Raw genomic sequence first — 19,159 nt, 5'->3', positions numbered from 1 at the left:
ATATGTACCGACCGGCGATGTTTGTTTCCATTGGCGCTTATGCCAAACCCGAAAACAGAACCCGAGCGTTGACCTTAGTTCGTTTGGCTATTAACTTGGGTTTTGCAGCCGGACCGGCTTTAGGTGGATTAATCATCATGAATCTTGGGTATAGCGGTTTGTTTTGGGCGGACGGGATTACTTGTATTGTAGCCATTCTTATCTTTTGGGTTAAAGTAAAAGAAAAGAAAAAATCGGCTTTCACCGACAAAGAACATCCGGGAGAAATATTAACGTACTCAGTTTTTAAAGACAAACCCTTTTGGCTGTTTTTGTTTACTTGCTTGGTTTCCGGCATCTTGTTTTTTCAAGTCTTTACCACCATTCCACTCTATCACAAAGAGCAATTTAATTTATCAGAATTCCAAACCGGATTGTTGCTCACTATGAATGGTTTATTGGTTTTTTTCTGCGAAATGCCTATAGTAAGTTATGTAGAAAGAAAGAAAATCAATAAAGTAAAAGTTGTGGCTTTTGGAACACTTTTAATGGCCATAAGTATGTTTCTGATGTTAATCAATACTTGGGCTGGAATATTAGTTATTATGATGTTGTTCATGACCTTTGCCGAAATGTTTGCCTTTCCGTTTTCGAATTCAGTTGCTTTAAGTCGCGCACCCAAAGGACATGAAGGTCGCTATATGGCCATTTATACCATGAGCTTCAGTTTGGCTCACATTCTTAGTGCTAAAGTTGGTATGGAAATTATTGAGTACTACAAAACCAATGGCTATCAAATGAATTGGCTTTATATGGGAACCTTGGGATTGCTAGGGACTTTATGTGGTTATTGGGTTTTTAAACTCATTCAAGCTGAAAATAAACCTCTATAAATCAGTCGATTTCCTTTATAATTTCTTTTTAAAACTTAAAATTTAGTTAAATAACTATAAATTTAGTTGTGCAACTACAAAAATAGTTATACGTTTGTTTTGTTCTATTCAGAAAAGGCAAATAAAAACCACATCACCATGCAAAAGTTAACCAACAAAGAAGAAGAAATCATGCAAATTTTATGGAAGCTAAAAAAAGCTTTCGTGAAAGAGGTTTTGGCAGAAATTAGCGAAGACCAACCACATTACAATACGCTTTCTACTATCATTAGAAACTTAGAAGACAAAGGATTTGTTGGACATACCGCTTTTGGCAACACGCATCAATACTATCCTATTGTAAAAATGGAAGAGTACAGAAAACGTTTTATGAATACGGCGATTGACAATTATTTCAACAGTTCGTACAAAAATTTGGTTTCCTTTTTTGCGGAAGAAGAAAAAATTTCAGCCGAAGAGCTCCGAGAAATATTAGCTATCATCGAAAAGAAGCAGTGATATGGAAACCTTATTCATCAACCTTTTAAAGTCGAGCGGACTGATAGCCCTTTTCTATTTGGCTTATCATTTTATGGTGCGAAAAGAGACTTTTTTCAATAGCAATCGATGGTTTTTATTGTTGGGATTGTTCACTTCGCTCCTATTGCCTTGGTTGACCTTTACTAAAGTAATTTATGTTGAAAGACCTAAAATTGCTTTGGAAGATTTAGTGGCTTATTCTACTCAAAATTCAGTTGTCCAACCACAAGTTCCGGTTGCTGAATCATTCGATTGGATGTCATTGATTTGGTTTGGTTATTTGGCTATTGCATTGTTCTTGTTGGTGCGAATAGCGATTAATTTCGCTTCATTATTTCAAATGCTATACAATCAACAAAAAACTAAAAATGAGAGCTTTACCCTTGTTGATTTGAACCAAAATATAGCGCCATTTTCATTTTTTAATTACATTGTTTTCAATTCAACTTTATACACCCAAGAAGAATTGGACAGCATTTTATTGCACGAAAAAGTGCACAGTCGTGAAAAACATTCTTTCGATGTAATGACTGCTAAATTGTTTTGTATTGTTTTCTGGTTTAACCCTTTGGTTTGGTTGTACAAAAAAGCCATCATCCAAAACTTAGAATACATAGCCGATCAAAAGGCGGTACAACAAATAGAGAATCCGAAGGTTTATCAAATGGCCTTACTCAAATCAATTTCTAATCAAAATTGCCTTTCAATAACTAATAATTTTTATCAATCATTAATCAAAAAACGAATCGTTATGTTAAACACCAATCAATCACAACAAAAAAATGCCTGGAAATACTCTATTATTTTACCGGCTTTAATCGGTTTTGTAATGCTTTTCCAAATTAAAACCATTGCCCAGGAAAAAATAGGAAATACAGTTTTGAGCCAAACCCATCCTAACCGGGAAGAAGTTCGCTTGGTAATCGATAAAAACGCCACTGATGAAGTACTTAAAAAAGAAGCTCAAAAGCTAAAAGAAAAGCACGGTGTAACTTTAAAGTATTCTAAAATCAAGCGCAACGACAAAGGAGAAATCACCGGAATTAAAGTCGAGTTCAAAGATAAAAAAGGCAACAAAGGCGTGTCACAAGTAGCCGGTAATGAACCGATTGCTCCTATTCATTTTTACAAAAACGATGACACCATTGGATTCGGCAAACCCAAACTAATGCGCGTATTGGCTAATGTTCCCGGACTAAAAGGTGAAGACAGCGAAGCCTTAGTATTTAAATTTGCCGGAGACAGTTTGGCGGAGATGAATGACTTTAATTTTGATTTTGATTTCGAAATGCCTGAACATCCTGAGTTCCCGGAAATGCCCGAGTTACCTGAAGCTTTTGCCTGGCAAGATATGGATAAAGCCAAAATCATGATTCGCAAAGGAACGCAAAAACCTTTGGTAATCATCAACGGTAAAGTGATTGCTGATGATACTGAAATTGAAAAAATCATTAAAGATGCTGATGACAATGGAGAATTCAATATAAAAATTGAAACTGATGAGGATGGCGAAGACAAACAGGTGTTCATTAATGGTGAAGATATCGCCAAAGTCAGAGGCAATGCTATGAAAAACGCACAAATCCAAATCCAAAAAGTGAAACCGGAAATTCGCATGCAAATAAACAAAAGGAGAGAACTAGTGCGTAAAGAAATGCTTCGTGCTAAAGAAGAAATGGAAAAAGCCAGACCGGAAATGGAAAGAGCACGTCGTGAAATGGAATTATCCAGACCTGACATGGAAAAAGCCAAAGCCGAAATGGAAAAGGCCAGAGCAGAAATGATCAAAGCCAAAGAAGAAATGATCAAAGCCAAAGCCGAATTGGAAAAAGCCAAAGCCGATCTCAAAAAAACAACTCAAAAAAGTTAAAATTTTGTCAATCTGTCCTTTTTGAATCTCACAAGTTTATAAGTTTGAATCATTATTGTTTAACCATAAATAAATTCTTTATCTTATGAAAAAGTTATTTAATCTAATAACCTTATTATCATTGACTTCCTTTTTCAGTATGGCACAAACCCAAAGCCAATCTTTTTCTCGAAATCATCAATCTGCCAATAACAATGTAGTAATGACGTGGAACAAGAACACTCCTGAGCAGGAAATGAAAGACGACATTAAAGCGTTAAAAGAGTATGGTGTAAACATTAAATACAATAACGTAAAACGCAATAACAAAAACGAAATCACAGCTATTGAGGTTGCTTTTGAAGACCAAAGCGGCAGTAAAGGTAATTTGAGTTACAATTCTCCTAAACCGATACCAACAATTAAGTTCTACAAACAAGGCGATTCCATGGGATTCGGCGAACCGGAAAACAGTTTGGACAACAATCCTTTCTTCAGCAGTATTTCGGGTGAGGATATGATGAAAAAGTTCCAATTCAATTTTGACAACGACAGTATATCGGTAGATAAATTCGATTTTCAAATCCCGGGAAGACAAGGTTTCAGCCAAGCGAAATCCAGAATCAAAATCTTAAGAGATGACAGAAAACCTTTGGTTCTCGAAGATGGTAAAGTAATTGAAGGTGGCGAAGATTACACTCAAGAAGAAATAGATGAAATCCAAAAAAACAATCAGAATGATTTGTTTTCTAAGAAAGAATTTCCGGGATTTAACTTTAGTCAAAACGACGATATAGCTGAACAAATGAAAAAAATGCAAGAACAAATCGACCGATTGATGAAGCACAACAAACTGGAAAATGAAGAATCAACCGATAAAGACTTAGAAGATTCTAAAAAAGAATTGGAAAAGGCCAAAAAAGAACTCGAGGAAGCCAGAAAGGAAATCAAAAAAACAAAATCAAGCTTAAAAACGCAAAAGACTTAAAAGATTAAAACCGCACTCCGCGGTTTTTTTTATTTTTGCTGCAAATAAAACAATGATGTATAAAGTTTTAGCCCAATTAAACAAACTAGTATTGCCCAGTTTCACCAAAAAAGGGTTAGATCCGGCCAAAGCCAAAAAATGGCAATTGGCTATATTGGCTTGGCGGTATTATGTTACTACAAAAGCTTTGGGCAACTAAACCATAAAAAAAGTCTACATTCTCCTGTAGACTTTTTGCTTTTTTAAGTGACCTCGACTGGATTCAAACCAGTAACCTTCTGAGCCGTAATCAGATGCGCTATTCAGTTGCGCCACGAGGCCTTTTTGTGGGTGCAAATATAGGTATATTTGAGAAACTTGCAAATCAAAAGTGATTTAAAAACTAAAAAAAAGACAAAACATTTGCAATTGACTGGTTATGAAAACCATTCACTAATAACTTTTTTTATGGATATAAATCCGATTCTATCTAAATCAATTTCATTTCGCTTTAGCCAAACCAAATCTTGTATTTCGTCTTTAGCCGATACAGCAACACTATCTGATAACAATGGACATTCATAAAAAATATCCATCGTTCGGTAAGCGACATTTTTATATAAGTAGTTGTTGGGTGAAGTGGTTATATAACGTAAGTTTCTTTGATTAATTTTTAAGCCTAATTCTTCTTCAACTTCTCTGCAAGCCGCTTCTTCAGCAGTTTCTCCCGGATCGATAAAACCGCCGGGCAAATCTAGTTTGCCTTTGTCGGGCTCCACATTTCTTACCGTAAACAAGATTTTGTCTTCAAAAGTAAATACCAAAGCTACTGCTGCCGCTATGTTATGGTATAACACAAAATCACAACTTTTACAATGGAATTTAAAATTGTTGGTGTACTCAAAATTTTGCGAACTGCAATTCGGACAATAATTAAAAAAAGAAGTGCCTTCTGTCATGATTATAATTTACCGAATACTGTATTTTCTTGTTCGGTTACCCTAATAAAAGTAGTTCGTTTGGTCAATTCTTTCAATTTTGAAGCACCGACATAGGTACAAGTACTGCGCAATCCGCCTAAAATATCGTGTAAGGTATCAATCACATCACCTTTAAAAGGTACTTTAACAGTTTTACCCTCGCTGGCTCTGTACTCTGCCACGCCGCCCACGTGCTTTTTCATGGCTGTTTCCGAACTCATGCCATAAAACTCTTTAAATTTTTCGCCATTAACTTCCACTAAATTTCCGCCACTTTCGGTATGTCCGGCCAACATGCCGCCGAGCATTACAAAATCGGAACCCGCACCAAAAGCTTTGGCTACATCGCCCGGAATAGCACAACCGCCATCACTAATGATGTGTCCGCCCAAACCGTGAGCTGCATCGGCACATTCAATAATGGCCGACAATTGCGGATAACCCACACCGGTTTTGACCCGAGTAGTACAAACGGAACCCGGACCAATACCAACTTTAATAATATCGGCACCTTCGAGTAATAGTTCTTCCACCATTTCTCCGGTAACTACATTGCCGGCTATGATAACCTTATCCGGAAATTGTTTTCGAGCTTGCCTCAAAAAATCAACAAAATGTTCCGAATAACCATTAGCGACATCAATACACAAGAATTTTAATTGCGGATGCAGTTCAAAAATCGCATTGATTTTTTTAAAGTCGTTTTCCCCGGTTCCGGTGCTCACCGCTATGTAATCGCAAACATTTCCCGGAGCGTTTTTTAAGAAGTTACCCCATTGTTCAACTGAGTAATGTTTATGAATAGTAGTGAAGAGCTTTTCTTTAGACAAAGCCAAAGCCATTTCAAACGTACCTACAGTATCCATATTGGCCGCCATAATTGGAATACCGGTCCAAATATGTGTGCTGTGCAAAAATTTAAATTCACGTTCTAAAGACACTTGAGCCCTACTGTTTAAGGTGGAGCGTTTTGGTCGAATCATGACATCTTTAAAGCCCAGTTTTAAGTCGGTTTCAATTCTCATACAACTAAAGTTAGATTACTATCAAATGTATCATTTATCGGTATTTGATATTTTAAAAAGTGATGGAGATGGATTAAATTTTATCAACAATTGTTAGTAAGGGCTTGCGAATTTATTTAGTAGATTTACCGCTTAAAATTACGCTATGGCCTCAGACTATATTTTAGACCAAGAATTCCAATTCGACATTTTTGACGACGACAATACCCAATACAAAGAATTTGAAAATTGTACGTTCAGACATTGTGATTTTACCAATTGTACTTTCAAAACCATTTCGTTTGTGGATTGTACCTTTTTCGATTGTAATTTCAAAGATGCCAAAATCAACTACGTTTCGCTACGAGGTGTTTGGTTTAATAAATGTAATTTCACCAATGTCAATTTTGCCATGACCGACCAAGTGATTTTTGAATTTCACTTTAAAGATTGCTTGTTGGATTATGCCAAGTTTTATGCTTTAAAATTGAGAAAAATGCAATTCATCAATTGTAGTATGATTTCGGTTGATTTTATGGCTTGTGATTTAACCGAAGCTTTATTGGACAATTGCAACTTGCGAAGAGCAGTTTTTATTGACACCATTGCCAATAAGGCCGATTTTTCCACCAGTTATGATTACGCTTTTGATCCCGAAAAGAATAAAATTAAAAAAGCCATCTTTTCGGTTGAAGGTTTGAAAGGTTTATTGGAGAAATACGATATTGTAGTTAAATAATTTTACCGTCTTCCATGGTAATAATTCTTTGTGTCCTTTCGGCAAACTCGTTGTCATGCGTAACAACCAAAAGTGTTTGATAATGGTCTTGGGTCAAGTGTTTAAAAATGTCAAATACAATATCGCTGTTTTTCTTATCTAGATTTCCGGTCGGCTCATCGCCCATTATAATTAGCGGTTTATTAATTAAAGCACGAGCAATTGCAACTCGTTGTTTTTGACCGCCGCTGAGTTGGTTTGGCATTTTCAAAGCCTGCTCTTGCATTCCCAGCGTTTTGAGGTGTTCCATGGCGTTGTGCTCAATTTCTTTTTCAGAAAGTTTGTTGAGTTTCATGCCCGGTAACATTACATTTTTCAAGACATTGTACTCCGAAAGCAGGTAATGAAATTGAAAAACAAATCCTATCTTTTCATTCCGAAGCCTAGCCAATTCTGTATCCGATTTTCCGGTGATGAGTTCTTTGTTAATGAACAACTGTCCTTCATAATCCGTATCCATAGTGGATAACAAATAGAGTAAAGTTGATTTTCCGCAACCCGATTTACCAACAATCGAAACAAACTCACCATGATTGATGCTCATGTCAATGGATTTCAAAACCTGAAACTGTATCGGATCGTAAAAATATTTGGTTAAACCTTTGGTCTCTAAAACTTTATCGTTCATCTTTACTTTGTCTAAATTTCAGCCTCGAATATTGTTTAAATCTATATGCGAAATACTCCTGCATTCGTGCTATAATTATTTTCCTCTAATAATTTCCACCGGATCAATCTTGCTGGCTTTAAGCGCCGGAAGCAAACCGGCAATAAAAGTTGTTACCAAAGCAAAGACAATTCCGATAATATAAAACAACGGATTATAATTGATTGGATAGGTACTGATAGTTGGAAGCGCAGCTGTATTGAAAGGAATATTATCAATGATTTTAGTAAACCCAAATCCGAATACCAATCCGAAAACACCACCGGTTAGTCCAATAATCATGGATAAGGAAATGAAAATCCATTTTACATCATTGCCGGAAAATCCAGTAGCTTTTAGAATGGCAATACTGTCCATCTTTTCAAAAATCATCATGTTCAGGATATTGTAGATTCCAAATCCGGCGACTATCAATAACACTATCCCAACAGCATAAGAAATGATACTTCTAACAGAACTTCCGGTTTCAAATTGCGAATTCGCGGTTTGGTAATCGATGGCATCTAAGTCAAATTTGTTGTGGAATTCCTTTGACAAAGTCGGAGCCGAAGTAATATCGTGTAACTTAATTTGGATATCGGTAATGTAATTAGTGGCTTCTCCTAATAATTTTTGAGTCGTTTCTAAAGAAGTATAACTGCTTACATCATCTACTTCTGCAATACCTATTTGGGAAATGCCAACTATTTTTAAAGAAGCCAAATTGCCTTTAGCAGTAGTGATTTTTACAATATCACCCTTAACTAAAAGCATTTTATCAGCCAATCCTTTCCCTATAATGATACTGTTGTTTTGCTCTAAATCGGCTATTTTTCCTTCAATGATATAATCGCTGAGCGCAAACAATTTTTCTTCTGCCGGAACATCAATTCCGTTAATTACACCCGAAATTTCAATAGTACCCGAATTGAAAAATACGGGTGAAGTTATTTTGGGCGCCACATCCACTATGCGCTTGTCTTGCTTTAAATAATGAATAATGGCTTTGCTGTTGTATATGGATTTGCCGCGGTCTTTCGGTTTGATTGAAGAGATAAAATTGACATCATTCTTATGTTTTTCCGAAAGCATTATAGGCTGATTTTCAGAAGGTTTGATTTCGTTATATAAACGAATATGTGGCGTTCTGTTGAGCATTAATCCATCGAGCAAATCATTCAACCCATTCATGAAACTCACTAAAGAAATAAACATGGCTATCCCAAAAGTAACCCCAACGGCAGCTACTATGGTTTGCTTCAATCGGGCCCGAAGTAAGTGTAAGGCAATATTGAATATTAGTTTAAAGTTCATTACTTAGGTTTGTAAATGGTTTCGTCAGCAGTCAATCCGTCTAAAATTTCAACGTTTTGATAATCGCTTAACCCAATTGTAACTTTGCGTTTTTCATCCTCATTGACTAATACAAATTCATTATCCACCAAATAACTTTTCGGGATGGTTAAAGCCTCTTTTTTGGTTTGGATAATAATATTAGCCTCGGCAGTTAGATTAGGATACAACTTACCCGGAGGATTGGAGAAATGCGCTTCTATTTTAAAAGTCCGGGATCGTTCGTCCATAATCGGGTAAATCTTATCCACCGTAGCTTCAAAAGCCTCGCCTTTGTAACTGTCCATAGTTACGACTAGTTTTTGGCCCAATTTTACGCGAACCATATCATTTTCATCTACATCCAATTCGAGCAAATAAGTGTTTTTTCCTATAACAGCCAAAGGTGTTTGGGGATTTATCAAAGTCCCTTCTTTTACCAAAACATCAAACAACTCTCCGCTGATGGCACTTTTCACGGTAAAGTCACTTTGGGATTTGGCGTTGATTTTAAGGTTGATATTGCTTCTGCTTTGCTCGTTTTTTAATTGAGCTTTCAATTGGGATAGTTGCTTAACTGCAGCTTCGTAATTGGATTTGGAATTCTTATAAGCCAATTCTACCCTTTCATATTCCACTTCCGAAATTATGTTGTACTGTTTGATATTCTTATTTCTGTTGTAAACCGATTGATCTAAAGCCAACTTGTCTTTGGCTACTTGGACTTTGGTTTCCATTTCGGCTATCTTATCTTGGATGTAGCGGTTGTTTTCGTTGCTTAATTGATAAGCCAACCTTGCGTTCTCAGTATTCAAAACTGCTTTATCGCTTTCAATTTGAAACAAGTCTTGTCCTTTAACAATAGTTTGCCCGGCGGTGACATTAATTTTTTGCAACACACCACTTACCGTTGCGTAAACGGTATATTGATTTGCTGATTTCACCACACCCGAGGCATAAACACTTTGTGTAATATTCCCTTTGGTTGGTTGGATCGCACTATCGTCTTTTAAGGAACAGGAAAATAATCCCAGGAGTGCAGATAAATAAAGAACTTTTAGCAATTTCATTAAACTTTGGTTTTTATGAATTTTGTCTTCCAAATTTACGACAATTGCGGTGGAGAAAGCCTAACATTTATCATAAAAAAAACCTCCAAAAGGAAACTCTTGAAGGTTTGTTTTTATTAATATTAAAAAGGATTAGTAAACAAAAATCGCTCTCTCGCCCATCATCTCGTTAACTTCATCAGCAATGTCTTCTAACAATTCATCATTAGTAGCATTCATCAAAACCCTGTCGATTAAATCTACTATGGTTTCCATATCGCTTTCTACTAAACCGCGAGTGGTAATAGCAGGTGTTCCCACGCGAATTCCGGAAGTGACAAAAGGTGATTTATCGTCAAAAGGCACCATGTTTTTGTTCACGGTTATTTCGGCTTTGCCCAAAGCAATTTCGGCGTCTTTACCGGAAATATTTTTATTTCTTAAGTCAATCAACATCATGTGGTTGTCTGTTCCACCGGAGATTAAGTGGTAACCTCTTTTTACAAAAGCTTCCGCCATGGCTTTGGCATTTTTTTGGACTTGCATCGCATAAGTAAAGAACTCATCGGATAAAGCTTCACCAAACGCTACAGCTTTCGCGGCTATAATATGCTCCAATGGACCGCCTTGATTTCCCGGGAAAACCGACATGTCCAAAACATGTGACATCATTCTGATTTCTCCTTTTGGAGTAGTTAAACCCCAAGGATTTTCGAAATCTTTCCCCATCATAATCATACCACCTCTTGGGCCACGTAGGGTTTTATGGGTTGTTGTAGTTACGATATGACAATGCGGAATCGGATCATTCATTAATCCTTTGGCAATTAAACCGGCAGGATGCGAAATATCGGCTAATAACAAAGCGCCAACGCTATCGGCAATTTCTCGGAAACGCTTGAAATCCATATCGCGTGAATAGGCAGAAGCACCTGCGATAATCATTTTCGGTTGCTCTTTCGTAGCGATTGCTTGGATTTTATCGTAGTTTAACACTCCGGTTTCTTGCTCTACACCATAAAACACCGGACTGTATAATTTGCCTGAGAAATTTACCGGAGAACCGTGTGTTAAGTGACCGCCATGAGACAAATCAAACCCTAAAATCTTATCACCCGGTTTCAAACAAGCCGCAAAAACGGCAGTATTGGCCTGAGAACCGGAATGGGGTTGTACGTTTACATATTCCGCACCAAACAAAGCTTTGGCTCTGTCGATGGCAATTTGCTCAATCACGTCTACTACTTCACAGCCACCGTAATATCTTTTTCCGGGATAGCCTTCCGCATATTTATTGGTTAGTACAGAACCGGCTGCTTCCATTACCTGATCACTTACAAAGTTCTCAGAAGCAATGAGTTCGATTCCCTGAATTTGTCTTTCTTGTTCTTCAAGGATTAAGTCAAAAATTTGTTCGTCGCGTTGCATTTCAATATATTTCGTTAAATTAAGGTCAAAATTACGAAAATCGTTTGTTAAATTAATAGTTAATGATATATTTGATTGCTAATTTTTCAACAACTAAATCAACAGCATCATGCCCAATACAACCAACAATCCCAATCGAAAATCATGGCTTAATGTTCCTCAGAATAGTGACTTTCCGATTCAAAATATTCCTTTCGGTGTTTTTCTTACTAAAGACGATGTCATCACTATAGGAACCCGAATTGGAGATTACGCCATCGATTTGGGTGCCTTACAGCAATTAAACTATTTTGAGGGTATTGATTTAACCGATGATATGTTCATGCAAGACACGCTGAACGATTTTATTTCCGATGGAAAAAAAACTTGGCGTTTGGTAAGAAATCGCATCGGTGATATTTTTGACAGCAACAACCCTAAACTCAGAGATAATCCGGAACATCGAGAAATTGTCATCTTCACCATGGATGAAGTTGAAATGCAATTGCCTGTATTGATTGGCGACTACACCGATTTCTATTCCAGTAAAGAACATGCTACTAATGTCGGGAAAATGTTCCGCGATCCAGCTAATGCATTGTTACCCAATTGGCTTCACATTCCCGTAGGTTACCACGGCAGAAGCTCAACCATTATTCCATCGGGTATACCCATTCACCGACCAATGGGACAAACACTACCTAACGGTGAACCTACGCCTGTTTTCGGTCCGTCTCGCTTAGTCGATTTTGAATTAGAAACTGCTTTTATCACTACCGATGCGAATATTATGGGTGAAAATATTCCGGTAACCGAAGCCGAAGATTACATTTTCGGGATGGTTTTATTAAATGATTGGAGTGCCCGTGACATTCAGAAATGGGAATATGTGCCGCTTGGACCATTCTTGGCTAAAAACTTTGCGTCTTCCATTTCACCTTGGATTGTAACTATGGATGCTTTGGAACCGTTTCGTTGTAAAGGACCGCTTCAGGAACCAACACCACTTCCCTACTTGCAACAAAAAGGGAAACACGCTTTTGACATTAGCTTAGAAGTTTATATTGAGCCTGAAAATGTGGAACCAACTTTGGTTTCCAAATCCAATTTCAAATACATGTATTGGTCAATGTCGCAACAATTGGCACACCACACTTCAAACGGATGCCGTGTAAACTCGGGCGACATGATGGGTTCGGGAACCATTTCCGGTCCAACTCCGGATAGCTTTGGTTCGATGTTGGAGCTGACTTGGGGTGGCAAAAATCCTATCGTAATGAAAGATGGTACTGAGCGTAAATTCATCAACGATAATGATACGGTTATTATCAAAGGACATTGTCAAAATAGTTCCGTCCGAATTGGATTTGGTGAAGTTAGTACAAAACTTTTACCTCCTTTTGTCAGAAAATAGTTTTCAAGAGCAACATTACAATTTAAATAAACAACAACACAATTCAATTATAATGAAAAATACCGCTTTAACACACATTCATGAAAGTTTAGGAGCTAAGATGGTTCCGTTTGCCGGATACAATATGCCGGTACAATATGAAGGTGTGAATGCCGAACATGAAACCGTGAGAAATGGTGTAGGCGTTTTCGATGTGTCACACATGGGTGAATTTTTACTAACCGGTGACCATGCCTTGGCACTAATACAAAAAGTAACTTCTAACGACGCTTCGGTTTTAGAAATCGGACGCGCACAATATTCTTGTTTGCCTAATAATGACGGCGGCATTGTAGACGATTTAATCGTGTACCGAATGAAAGAAAACCAATATTTGTTGGTGGTAAACGCTTCTAATATTGAAAAAGATTGGAACTGGATTGCTTCACACAATGATTTAGGCGTTGACATGCAAAACCTCTCTGACGACTATTCTCTTTTAGCCATACAAGGGCCGAAAGCGGTAGAAGCCATGCAGTCACTGACTTCGATTGATTTAGCCGCTATCAAATACTATCATTTTGAAGTTGGGCCGTTTGCCGGAGTTGAAAATGTGATCATTTCTGCAACTGGCTATACCGGTTCGGGTGGGTTTGAAATTTATTGCAAAAATTCGGAAGCAGAACAAGTTTGGAATAAAGTATTCGAAGCCGGCGCAGCTTTCGGAATCAAGCCAATTGGTTTAGCCGCTCGCGATACCCTTCGTTTGGAAATGGGATTCTGCTTGTATGGCAACGATATCAACGATACCACTTCACCCATCGAAGCCGGTTTGGGCTGGATAACCAAATTCACCAAAGACTTTACCAATTCCGAAAATCTGAAAAAACAAAAAGAAGCAGGTGTTTCTCGCAAACTCATTGGCTTCGAATTAGTAGAAAGAGGTATTCCGCGTCACGATTATGAAATTGTTGACGCCAATGGTAATAAGATTGGGATAGTTACTTCGGGAACCATGGCGCCATCATTAGGAAAAGGCATCGGAATGGGTTATGTTACAACCGAATTCGCAGCCGTTGATTCGGATATCTTCATCCAAATCAGAAATAATAATGTAAAAGCCAAAGTAGTCAAACTCCCTTTCTACAAAAAATAATAATGTGATAAAATCCTTATTAACAGCTTTAGTTTTTCCTTTCTTTCTCTTTGGGCAAACCGAAAAGAATCCTTGTGAAACGGTTTCAAAAATCAACAAGCTGATTCAGGATTTTCACTACAAGCCTAAACCGATAGACGACAGTTTATCGGTTTATGTTTTTAAAACTTTTTTAAGTCGACTCGACGAAGACAATCGTTTGTTTATCGAACCCGAAATCAAAGCCTTGGAGAAGCACCAATACCAAATTGATGATTATTTGAACAACAATTCGTGTGCTTTTTTAGAAGATTTTTATTTGGCTTACACCAAAACTACTGAGCGATACAACAGACTATTGCAAAATATAAAAAAAGAGCCTTTTCCCTTGAGCAGTAGCGAACAAGTACAGTTTTCCCGCAATGCTTTTCCGTATGCCAAAGAAGAAAAAGAACTAAAACATCTTTATAAAAAAAGATTGCTCTTCAATGTTCTTAGAGATGTTGCCGAATTGAGTACTAACAAAGATTCACTTACCCAACACTTTGAAAAATTAGCCGGCGACAGCAAAGCGAAAGTATTTGAAAAATTCGAATGCAAAACAGAGCGTTATGCTTTAACAAAAACCGAGTTCTACAGTTTGTTTTTCAGTACCTTCTGCTCCTACTTCGATCCGCACACCGATTATTTCTCAGAGAGTGATAAATCGTCTTTCTATGCTACCGTAAGTTCAGACAATATGACTTTCGGTTTTTACTTTTCCATGAGCGAAAAAGATGAAATGACTGTAGAAGAAGTCATTCCCGGCAGTGCTGCTTATTTTAGTGAAAAAATTGATAAAGGTGATCAATTGTTGAAAGTGGTTCACCAAAACAATGAATACCAGATTGCATGTTCTTCAATGAAAAAAATTGATGAAATCATCAGCTCTAAAGAATACACAACGGCCGATTTTACTTTCAGAAAAAAAAGCGGTGAAATCTACAGCGTTAAATTGAATAAAAAAGTCATGAAAGACTATCAAAATAACGTTTACAGTTTCAAACTTAAAAAAGGTGATGCTCATTTCGGCTACATCAGAATTCCGAGTTTTTATGCCACTTTCGAAAACGGAAAATCGAGTGTTAGTAATGATGTCGCCAAAGAAGTCTACAAACTCCAAGAAGACGGTATCAGCGGAATTATTATCGATATTCAAAACAACGGCGGCGGTTCGATGGAAGAAGCGATTAGGTTAAGTGGTCTTTTTATAGACGTTGGACCATTAGCTGTAATGAGCGACGGAAAACAAAAACGAGAAATCCTCAAAGACCAAAATCGCGGCACCATTTATAACGGACCTATGGTGGTCATGATTAACGGTTTTTCGGCTTCTGCTAGTGAATTTTTTGCCAATGCCATGCAAGATTATAACCGAGCAATTATTGTTGGTAATCGCTCTTTAGGGAAAGCCTCAATGCAGCGAATCATTCCATTAGACCAACAAAATCAAGAGTTTGTAAAACTAACCTTGGAAACCTTTTATCGCATTACCGGCAAAAGCAATCAATATACTGGCATCATACCCGATGTTGAAATACCGCTTTTATTTGACAAACAAATGCCGCGTGAAGACAGCAATAAAACAGCTTTAAAAAACGAGGCACTCAACATACAGTTAAAGTACAATCGTTTGGCAAACGAAGCAATGAAATCAAAGTTGGTACAATTAAGCCAGACTCGTCTTCAAAATAGCGATTATGCCAAGCAAGTAAATGAACTTAATGCTAAAATCAATCCGCTATTTGATGGCGATTTACCTCCAATCACTTTACAGTTTACTGCCGTTTTTGATGATGTCAACAAAATAAATTCCCTTTGGAAAACCATTAAATCCACCGGTGAAAAAGAACAAGACATTACCATAGTTCAAAATTCTATCGATATTGAGAATCAAAAGTTCGATGACTATTTAAAAAGTACCAATATCGAAAGAAGTAAGGAAATCAAACAAAATTACCATATTGCCGAAGCGTTGCATATCTTAAACGACAGCATAACCTTTAAACCATAATTTATGAAAAACCGTCTTTTTTTAGTCCTATTTTTTTGTATCAGTTTCAGCTTAAATGCTCAAGAATTCAAAACGCCTGTAGAATACCTCAATTATATCGGTAAAGAACAAGAAAACATTTCGAGAAGCATGTGGAAATACACCTCGGCAGTGGCCCATTCCAAAAGTGCCCGTCGCATTGATAACACCCGTAAATTATTGGTAAAAAGCATACAAACCGCCAGCAAAAAAATAGCCGCACTCAAAGACGGTTACAAAGGCGATATTGAATACCGTAACCAAACGCTGGAATATTTGAGTATATCCGAAAAAAACATCAACGAAGAATACGATAAAATCATCGACATGCAAGAAGTAGCAGAGCAATCTTATGATGCTATGGAAGCTTACATCATGACACGCGATTTGGTAAACAAAAAGATAGATGCTGAAAACGAAAAAGCCGAATTAGCTCAAAAAAATTTCTGTGCCAAATATAATATTACACTATCTGAAAACACAAGTGAGTTAGGCCAAAAAATCAAAATCTCAAACGAAGTATTTGCTTATCACACCGAACTTTATTTGATTTTTTTCAAAGCCAATATAACCGATTTATACTTGTCTAATGCCATTGAAAAAAACGATATAGGCGGCATCCAACAAAATGCGACGACTTTGATCCAATATGCCGATGAAGGTTTGGAAAAATTAAAATCTATTAAACCCTTTGGCTCCGATAATTCAATGGTTTTAATAACCAAAAAAGCTTTAGAATTCTATAAAAAACAAGGACAACAATTTGCGCCGAAAATAGTTGAGTTTATGATGTTCAACGAAAAGTTTGAAAACGCCAAAAAATCTTTGGAATCCAAAGCCGATAAAGACCGCACCAATGAAGAGATTGATAACTATAACGCGATGGTGAAGCAAGTCAACAAAGAAATCGACAATTATAATAAAATAAACGGTGTCAATTTTCAAGAAAAAAATGCCATTATCAATCAGTGGAATACTACCGGTGACACCTTTATTTCTACACACGTTCCGTTAGGATAATTTGTGTCGACTATCATTTGCATTAATCGATTAATACTTTATTTTTGCACTCAAATTAAAACAAATTCTAGCAGCAATGGGAAGAGCATTTGAATTTAGAAAAGGAAGAAAAATGAAGCGTTGGGCGGCCATGGCCAAAGCGTTTACTCGTATTGGAAAAGACATCGTTATGGCGGTGAAAGAAGGCGGACCAAATCCGGAAGCCAATTCGCGTTTAAGAGCCGTAATGCAAAATGCCAAAGCGGCCAATATGCCGAAAGAAAACGTGGAGCGCGCCATTAAAAAAGCAACCGATAAGGACACCGCCAACTATAAAGAAGTTTTATTCGAAGGTTATGCACCTCACGGCATCGCTATATTAATTGAAACTGCTACCGACAACAACAACCGTACGGTGGCCAACATCCGCAGCTATTTCAACAAATGCAACGGTACTTTAGGAACGCAAGGTTCGGTAGAATTCATGTTCGATCACACTTGTAACTTCCGCATTCCGGCCGCAGGACAAGATGTAGAAGAGCTAGAATTGGAAATGATTGATTTTGGGGTGGAAGAAATTTTTGCCGATGACGAAGAAGGTATCGTAATGTACGCGCCTTTTGAAAGTTTCGGTGCCATCCAGAAAGAATTGGAAAACCGCGGTTTAGAAATTTTATCCTCAGGTTTCGAAAGAATTCCGCAAATCACCAAAGAATTGACCGAAGAGCAAGTAGCCGACGTAGAAAAATTGTTGGAAAAAATTGAAGAAGACGATGATGTGATGAACGTGTATCACACGATGCAAGAGTAATATTAGATATTAGATATTAAATTTTAGATATTAGGTAGAAACGCTTGGCATTTGCTGAGCGTTTTGTTTTTTAGGAGCAGAACGATTGTCTTATTTTAAAACCCTGCTCCCGCTATCCACGCTACACGGTAGCTTGCTCCTATCGGGGCTAAAAACACCAAACTGCTTTCTTATAAACATAAAAAAACGCCGAGTCTGCACTCGGCGTTTTTTTTATCTTAAATATTTAAATCTATTTAATAAATTCTACTTTTTGCGCTTCTTCTACATTAATACTGTCAAAGAAACCTTGCTCATTCATCCAGTCATCACTGAAAACTTTACTCATATAACGAGAACCGTGATCCGGGAAAATAGCAATCACGTTACTGTTTTCATCAAACTCACCTTCTTCAGCGTATTGCTTAATGGCTTGCATTACCGCTCCGGAAGTATAGCCTACAAACAAACCTTCTTTTTTAGCAATATCACGAGTAGTGTGGGCACTTTCCTCGTCGGTTACTTTCATAAAATGGTCTATCGAATCGAAATCGGTGGCAGTTGGAATCAAGTTTTTACCCAAACCTTCAATGCGGTAAGGATAAATTTCGTTGGCATCAAACTCTTTGGTTTCGTGGTATTTTTTCAACACCGAGCCAAAAGCATCTACCCCTAAGATTCTGATGTTTGGATTTTGCTCTTTTAAAAATTTGGCAGCTCCTGAAATGGTTCCACCGGTTCCGCTACAAGCTACTAAATGTGTAATTTTTCCACCGGTTTGCTCCCAAATTTCAGGACCGGTTGATTTGTAATGCGCATCAATATTCAATTGGTTGAAATACTGATTGATGTAAACCGAACCTTTAGTTTCTTCATGTAAACGTTTGGCTACATTATAATAGGAACGTTCGTCATCAGCAGAAACGTGTGCCGGACAAACATACACTTTAGCTCCTAAACTGCGAAGCATGTCTATTTTATCTTTCGATGATTTTGAACTTACCGCTAAAATACAGTTGTATCCTTTGATGATGCTAACCATAGCCAAACTAAAACCGGTATTTCCGGAGGTAGTTTCAATAATGGTGTCACCGGGCGTTAAAATTCCTTGTCTTTCAGCTTCTTCAATAATATATAATGCAATTCTGTCTTTAGTGGAGTGACCCGGGTTGAAAGCTTCAACCTTCGCATAATAATTTCCGGGTAAAGATTCTGTGATTCTGTTAAGTTTGATAAGAGGCGTATTCCCTATCAAACTTAGCACATTATCGTGAGCTTTTATATCTTCTTTCATAAAATAAATTAGTCAAGGCGTAGTTATGAAGCCATTTTTACAGACTCCCAAACGTTGCAAATTTAATAAAATAT

General features: G+C 37.3%; 18 protein-coding genes and 1 tRNA gene. 11 read left to right on the top strand and 8 right to left on the bottom strand.

Annotation, left to right across the window (positions count from 1 at the left end):
• The 5 genes from ACIQ32_RS03170 to ACIQ32_RS03150 all read left to right on the top strand — a co-directional run.
• Nucleotides 1-872 (top strand): MFS transporter (locus ACIQ32_RS03170; protein ID WP_396194227.1); only part of this gene is annotated, 872 nt, incomplete at its 5' end.
• 138 nt (nucleotides 873-1,010) lie between these two features.
• On the top strand, nucleotides 1,011-1,370 hold the full coding sequence (locus ACIQ32_RS03165; RefSeq protein WP_396194226.1) for a BlaI/MecI/CopY family transcriptional regulator: 360 nt from the start codon (nucleotides 1,011-1,013) through the stop codon (nucleotides 1,368-1,370).
• 1 nt (nucleotide 1,371) lies between these two features.
• Complete coding sequence (locus ACIQ32_RS03160; protein ID WP_396194225.1) at nucleotides 1,372-3,261, top strand: M56 family metallopeptidase; 1,890 nt, start codon at nucleotides 1,372-1,374, stop codon at nucleotides 3,259-3,261.
• Nucleotides 3,262-3,346: 85 nt separating this feature from the next.
• Nucleotides 3,347-4,228, top strand: a complete 882-nt coding sequence (locus ACIQ32_RS03155) for a hypothetical protein (protein ID WP_396194224.1) — start codon at nucleotides 3,347-3,349, stop codon at nucleotides 4,226-4,228.
• 55 nt (nucleotides 4,229-4,283) lie between these two features.
• Complete coding sequence (locus ACIQ32_RS03150) at nucleotides 4,284-4,427, top strand: SsrA-binding protein (RefSeq protein WP_396194228.1); 144 nt, start codon at nucleotides 4,284-4,286, stop codon at nucleotides 4,425-4,427.
• A gap of 48 nt (nucleotides 4,428-4,475) precedes the next feature.
• Here ACIQ32_RS03150 and ACIQ32_RS03145 read toward each other — a convergent pair.
• From ACIQ32_RS03145 to ACIQ32_RS03135, 3 genes are all read right to left on the bottom strand, one after another.
• Nucleotides 4,476-4,549: transfer RNA gene (locus ACIQ32_RS03145), tRNA-Arg, on the bottom strand.
• A 95-nt stretch (nucleotides 4,550-4,644) separates the two neighbouring features.
• Nucleotides 4,645-5,166 carry an NUDIX domain-containing protein gene (locus tag ACIQ32_RS03140; protein WP_396194223.1) on the bottom strand — a complete coding sequence of 174 codons (522 nt, stop codon included), beginning with the start codon at nucleotides 5,164-5,166 and terminating at the stop codon, nucleotides 4,645-4,647.
• A gap of 2 nt (nucleotides 5,167-5,168) precedes the next feature.
• On the bottom strand, nucleotides 5,169-6,212 hold the full coding sequence (locus tag ACIQ32_RS03135; protein WP_396194222.1) for a GMP reductase: 1,044 nt from the start codon (nucleotides 6,210-6,212) through the stop codon (nucleotides 5,169-5,171).
• Between the two features lie 145 nt (nucleotides 6,213-6,357).
• Between ACIQ32_RS03135 and ACIQ32_RS03130 the strand changes: the two genes are divergently transcribed.
• Nucleotides 6,358-6,930 (top strand): pentapeptide repeat-containing protein, encoded by a 573-nt coding sequence (locus ACIQ32_RS03130; RefSeq protein ID WP_396194221.1) that lies wholly within the window; start codon nucleotides 6,358-6,360, stop codon nucleotides 6,928-6,930.
• Here ACIQ32_RS03130 and ACIQ32_RS03125 read toward each other — a convergent pair.
• The 4 genes from ACIQ32_RS03125 to glyA form a co-directional block, all read right to left on the bottom strand.
• Nucleotides 6,923-7,597: an ABC transporter ATP-binding protein gene (locus tag ACIQ32_RS03125; RefSeq protein ID WP_396194220.1), complete on the bottom strand. Its 675-nt coding sequence runs from the start codon at nucleotides 7,595-7,597 to the stop codon at nucleotides 6,923-6,925. The genes ACIQ32_RS03130 and ACIQ32_RS03125 overlap by 8 nt on opposite strands.
• Before the next feature lie 75 nt (nucleotides 7,598-7,672).
• Nucleotides 7,673-8,929, bottom strand: a complete 1,257-nt coding sequence (locus ACIQ32_RS03120; protein WP_396194219.1) for an ABC transporter permease — start codon at nucleotides 8,927-8,929, stop codon at nucleotides 7,673-7,675.
• Nucleotides 8,929-10,017 carry an efflux RND transporter periplasmic adaptor subunit gene (locus ACIQ32_RS03115; RefSeq protein ID WP_396194218.1) on the bottom strand — a complete coding sequence of 363 codons (1,089 nt, stop codon included), beginning with the start codon at nucleotides 10,015-10,017 and terminating at the stop codon, nucleotides 8,929-8,931. The genes ACIQ32_RS03120 and ACIQ32_RS03115 overlap by 1 nt, the downstream gene beginning before the upstream one ends.
• Before the next feature lie 132 nt (nucleotides 10,018-10,149).
• Nucleotides 10,150-11,424 carry a serine hydroxymethyltransferase gene (glyA, locus tag ACIQ32_RS03110; RefSeq protein WP_396194217.1) on the bottom strand — a complete coding sequence of 425 codons (1,275 nt, stop codon included), beginning with the start codon at nucleotides 11,422-11,424 and terminating at the stop codon, nucleotides 10,150-10,152.
• A gap of 109 nt (nucleotides 11,425-11,533) precedes the next feature.
• On the opposite strand from glyA, the gene fahA reads away from it, so the two are divergent.
• The 5 genes from fahA to ACIQ32_RS03085 all read left to right on the top strand — a co-directional run bounded on the left by fahA (nucleotide 11,534) and on the right by ACIQ32_RS03085 (nucleotide 17,812).
• Entirely contained in the window at nucleotides 11,534-12,817 is a 1,284-nt protein-coding gene (fahA, locus tag ACIQ32_RS03105; RefSeq protein ID WP_396194216.1) for a fumarylacetoacetase, read from the top strand.
• Between the two features lie 52 nt (nucleotides 12,818-12,869).
• Nucleotides 12,870-13,952: a glycine cleavage system aminomethyltransferase GcvT gene (gene gcvT, locus ACIQ32_RS03100; RefSeq protein ID WP_396194215.1), complete on the top strand. Its 1,083-nt coding sequence runs from the start codon at nucleotides 12,870-12,872 to the stop codon at nucleotides 13,950-13,952.
• A 4-nt stretch (nucleotides 13,953-13,956) separates the two neighbouring features.
• The gene (locus ACIQ32_RS03095; protein WP_396194213.1) at nucleotides 13,957-15,984 is read left to right on the top strand and encodes a S41 family peptidase; all 2,028 of its coding nucleotides are present in this window, start codon (nucleotides 13,957-13,959) and stop codon (nucleotides 15,982-15,984) included.
• 3 nt (nucleotides 15,985-15,987) lie between these two features.
• Nucleotides 15,988-17,022 (top strand): hypothetical protein, encoded by a 1,035-nt coding sequence (locus ACIQ32_RS03090; protein ID WP_396194212.1) that lies wholly within the window; start codon nucleotides 15,988-15,990, stop codon nucleotides 17,020-17,022.
• 76 nt (nucleotides 17,023-17,098) lie between these two features.
• Entirely contained in the window at nucleotides 17,099-17,812 is a 714-nt protein-coding gene (locus ACIQ32_RS03085; RefSeq protein WP_396194211.1) for a YebC/PmpR family DNA-binding transcriptional regulator, read from the top strand.
• Nucleotides 17,813-18,044: 232 nt separating this feature from the next.
• On the opposite strand, the gene ACIQ32_RS03080 is transcribed toward ACIQ32_RS03085, so the two are convergent.
• On the bottom strand, nucleotides 18,045-19,085 hold the full coding sequence (locus ACIQ32_RS03080; RefSeq protein ID WP_396194210.1) for a PLP-dependent cysteine synthase family protein: 1,041 nt from the start codon (nucleotides 19,083-19,085) through the stop codon (nucleotides 18,045-18,047).
• Between the last annotated feature and the right edge of the window lie 74 nt (nucleotides 19,086-19,159).

The organism is Flavobacterium sp., from assembly GCF_044373165.1.
Lineage (GTDB): Bacteria > Bacteroidota > Bacteroidia > Flavobacteriales > Flavobacteriaceae > Flavobacterium.
This window is presented reverse-complemented; position numbering and strand designations above follow the sequence as displayed.

Bases quoted from the DNA above. Each gene is read 5' to 3' on its own strand.
- ACIQ32_RS03165 (WP_396194226.1), top strand. From the start codon at position 1,011: ATGCAAAAGTTAACCAACAAAGAAGAAGAAATCATGCAAATTTTATGG.
- glyA (WP_396194217.1), bottom strand. From the start codon at position 11,424: ATGCAACGCGACGAACAAATTTTTGACTTAATCCTTGAAGAACAAGAA.
- ACIQ32_RS03135 (WP_396194222.1), bottom strand. From the start codon at position 6,212: ATGAGAATTGAAACCGACTTAAAACTGGGCTTTAAAGATGTCATGATT.
- fahA (WP_396194216.1), top strand. From the start codon at position 11,534: ATGCCCAATACAACCAACAATCCCAATCGAAAATCATGGCTTAATGTT.
- ACIQ32_RS03080 (WP_396194210.1), bottom strand. From the start codon at position 19,085: ATGAAAGAAGATATAAAAGCTCACGATAATGTGCTAAGTTTGATAGGG.
- ACIQ32_RS03090 (WP_396194212.1), top strand. From the start codon at position 15,988: ATGAAAAACCGTCTTTTTTTAGTCCTATTTTTTTGTATCAGTTTCAGC.
- ACIQ32_RS03085 (WP_396194211.1), top strand. From the start codon at position 17,099: ATGGGAAGAGCATTTGAATTTAGAAAAGGAAGAAAAATGAAGCGTTGG.
- ACIQ32_RS03130 (WP_396194221.1), top strand. From the start codon at position 6,358: ATGGCCTCAGACTATATTTTAGACCAAGAATTCCAATTCGACATTTTT.
- ACIQ32_RS03160 (WP_396194225.1), top strand. From the start codon at position 1,372: ATGGAAACCTTATTCATCAACCTTTTAAAGTCGAGCGGACTGATAGCC.
- ACIQ32_RS03140 (WP_396194223.1), bottom strand. From the start codon at position 5,166: ATGACAGAAGGCACTTCTTTTTTTAATTATTGTCCGAATTGCAGTTCG.
- ACIQ32_RS03150 (WP_396194228.1), top strand. From the start codon at position 4,284: ATGTATAAAGTTTTAGCCCAATTAAACAAACTAGTATTGCCCAGTTTC.
- gcvT (WP_396194215.1), top strand. From the start codon at position 12,870: ATGAAAAATACCGCTTTAACACACATTCATGAAAGTTTAGGAGCTAAG.
- ACIQ32_RS03120 (WP_396194219.1), bottom strand. From the start codon at position 8,929: ATGAACTTTAAACTAATATTCAATATTGCCTTACACTTACTTCGGGCC.
- ACIQ32_RS03115 (WP_396194218.1), bottom strand. From the start codon at position 10,017: ATGAAATTGCTAAAAGTTCTTTATTTATCTGCACTCCTGGGATTATTT.
- ACIQ32_RS03155 (WP_396194224.1), top strand. From the start codon at position 3,347: ATGAAAAAGTTATTTAATCTAATAACCTTATTATCATTGACTTCCTTT.
- ACIQ32_RS03125 (WP_396194220.1), bottom strand. From the start codon at position 7,597: ATGAACGATAAAGTTTTAGAGACCAAAGGTTTAACCAAATATTTTTAC.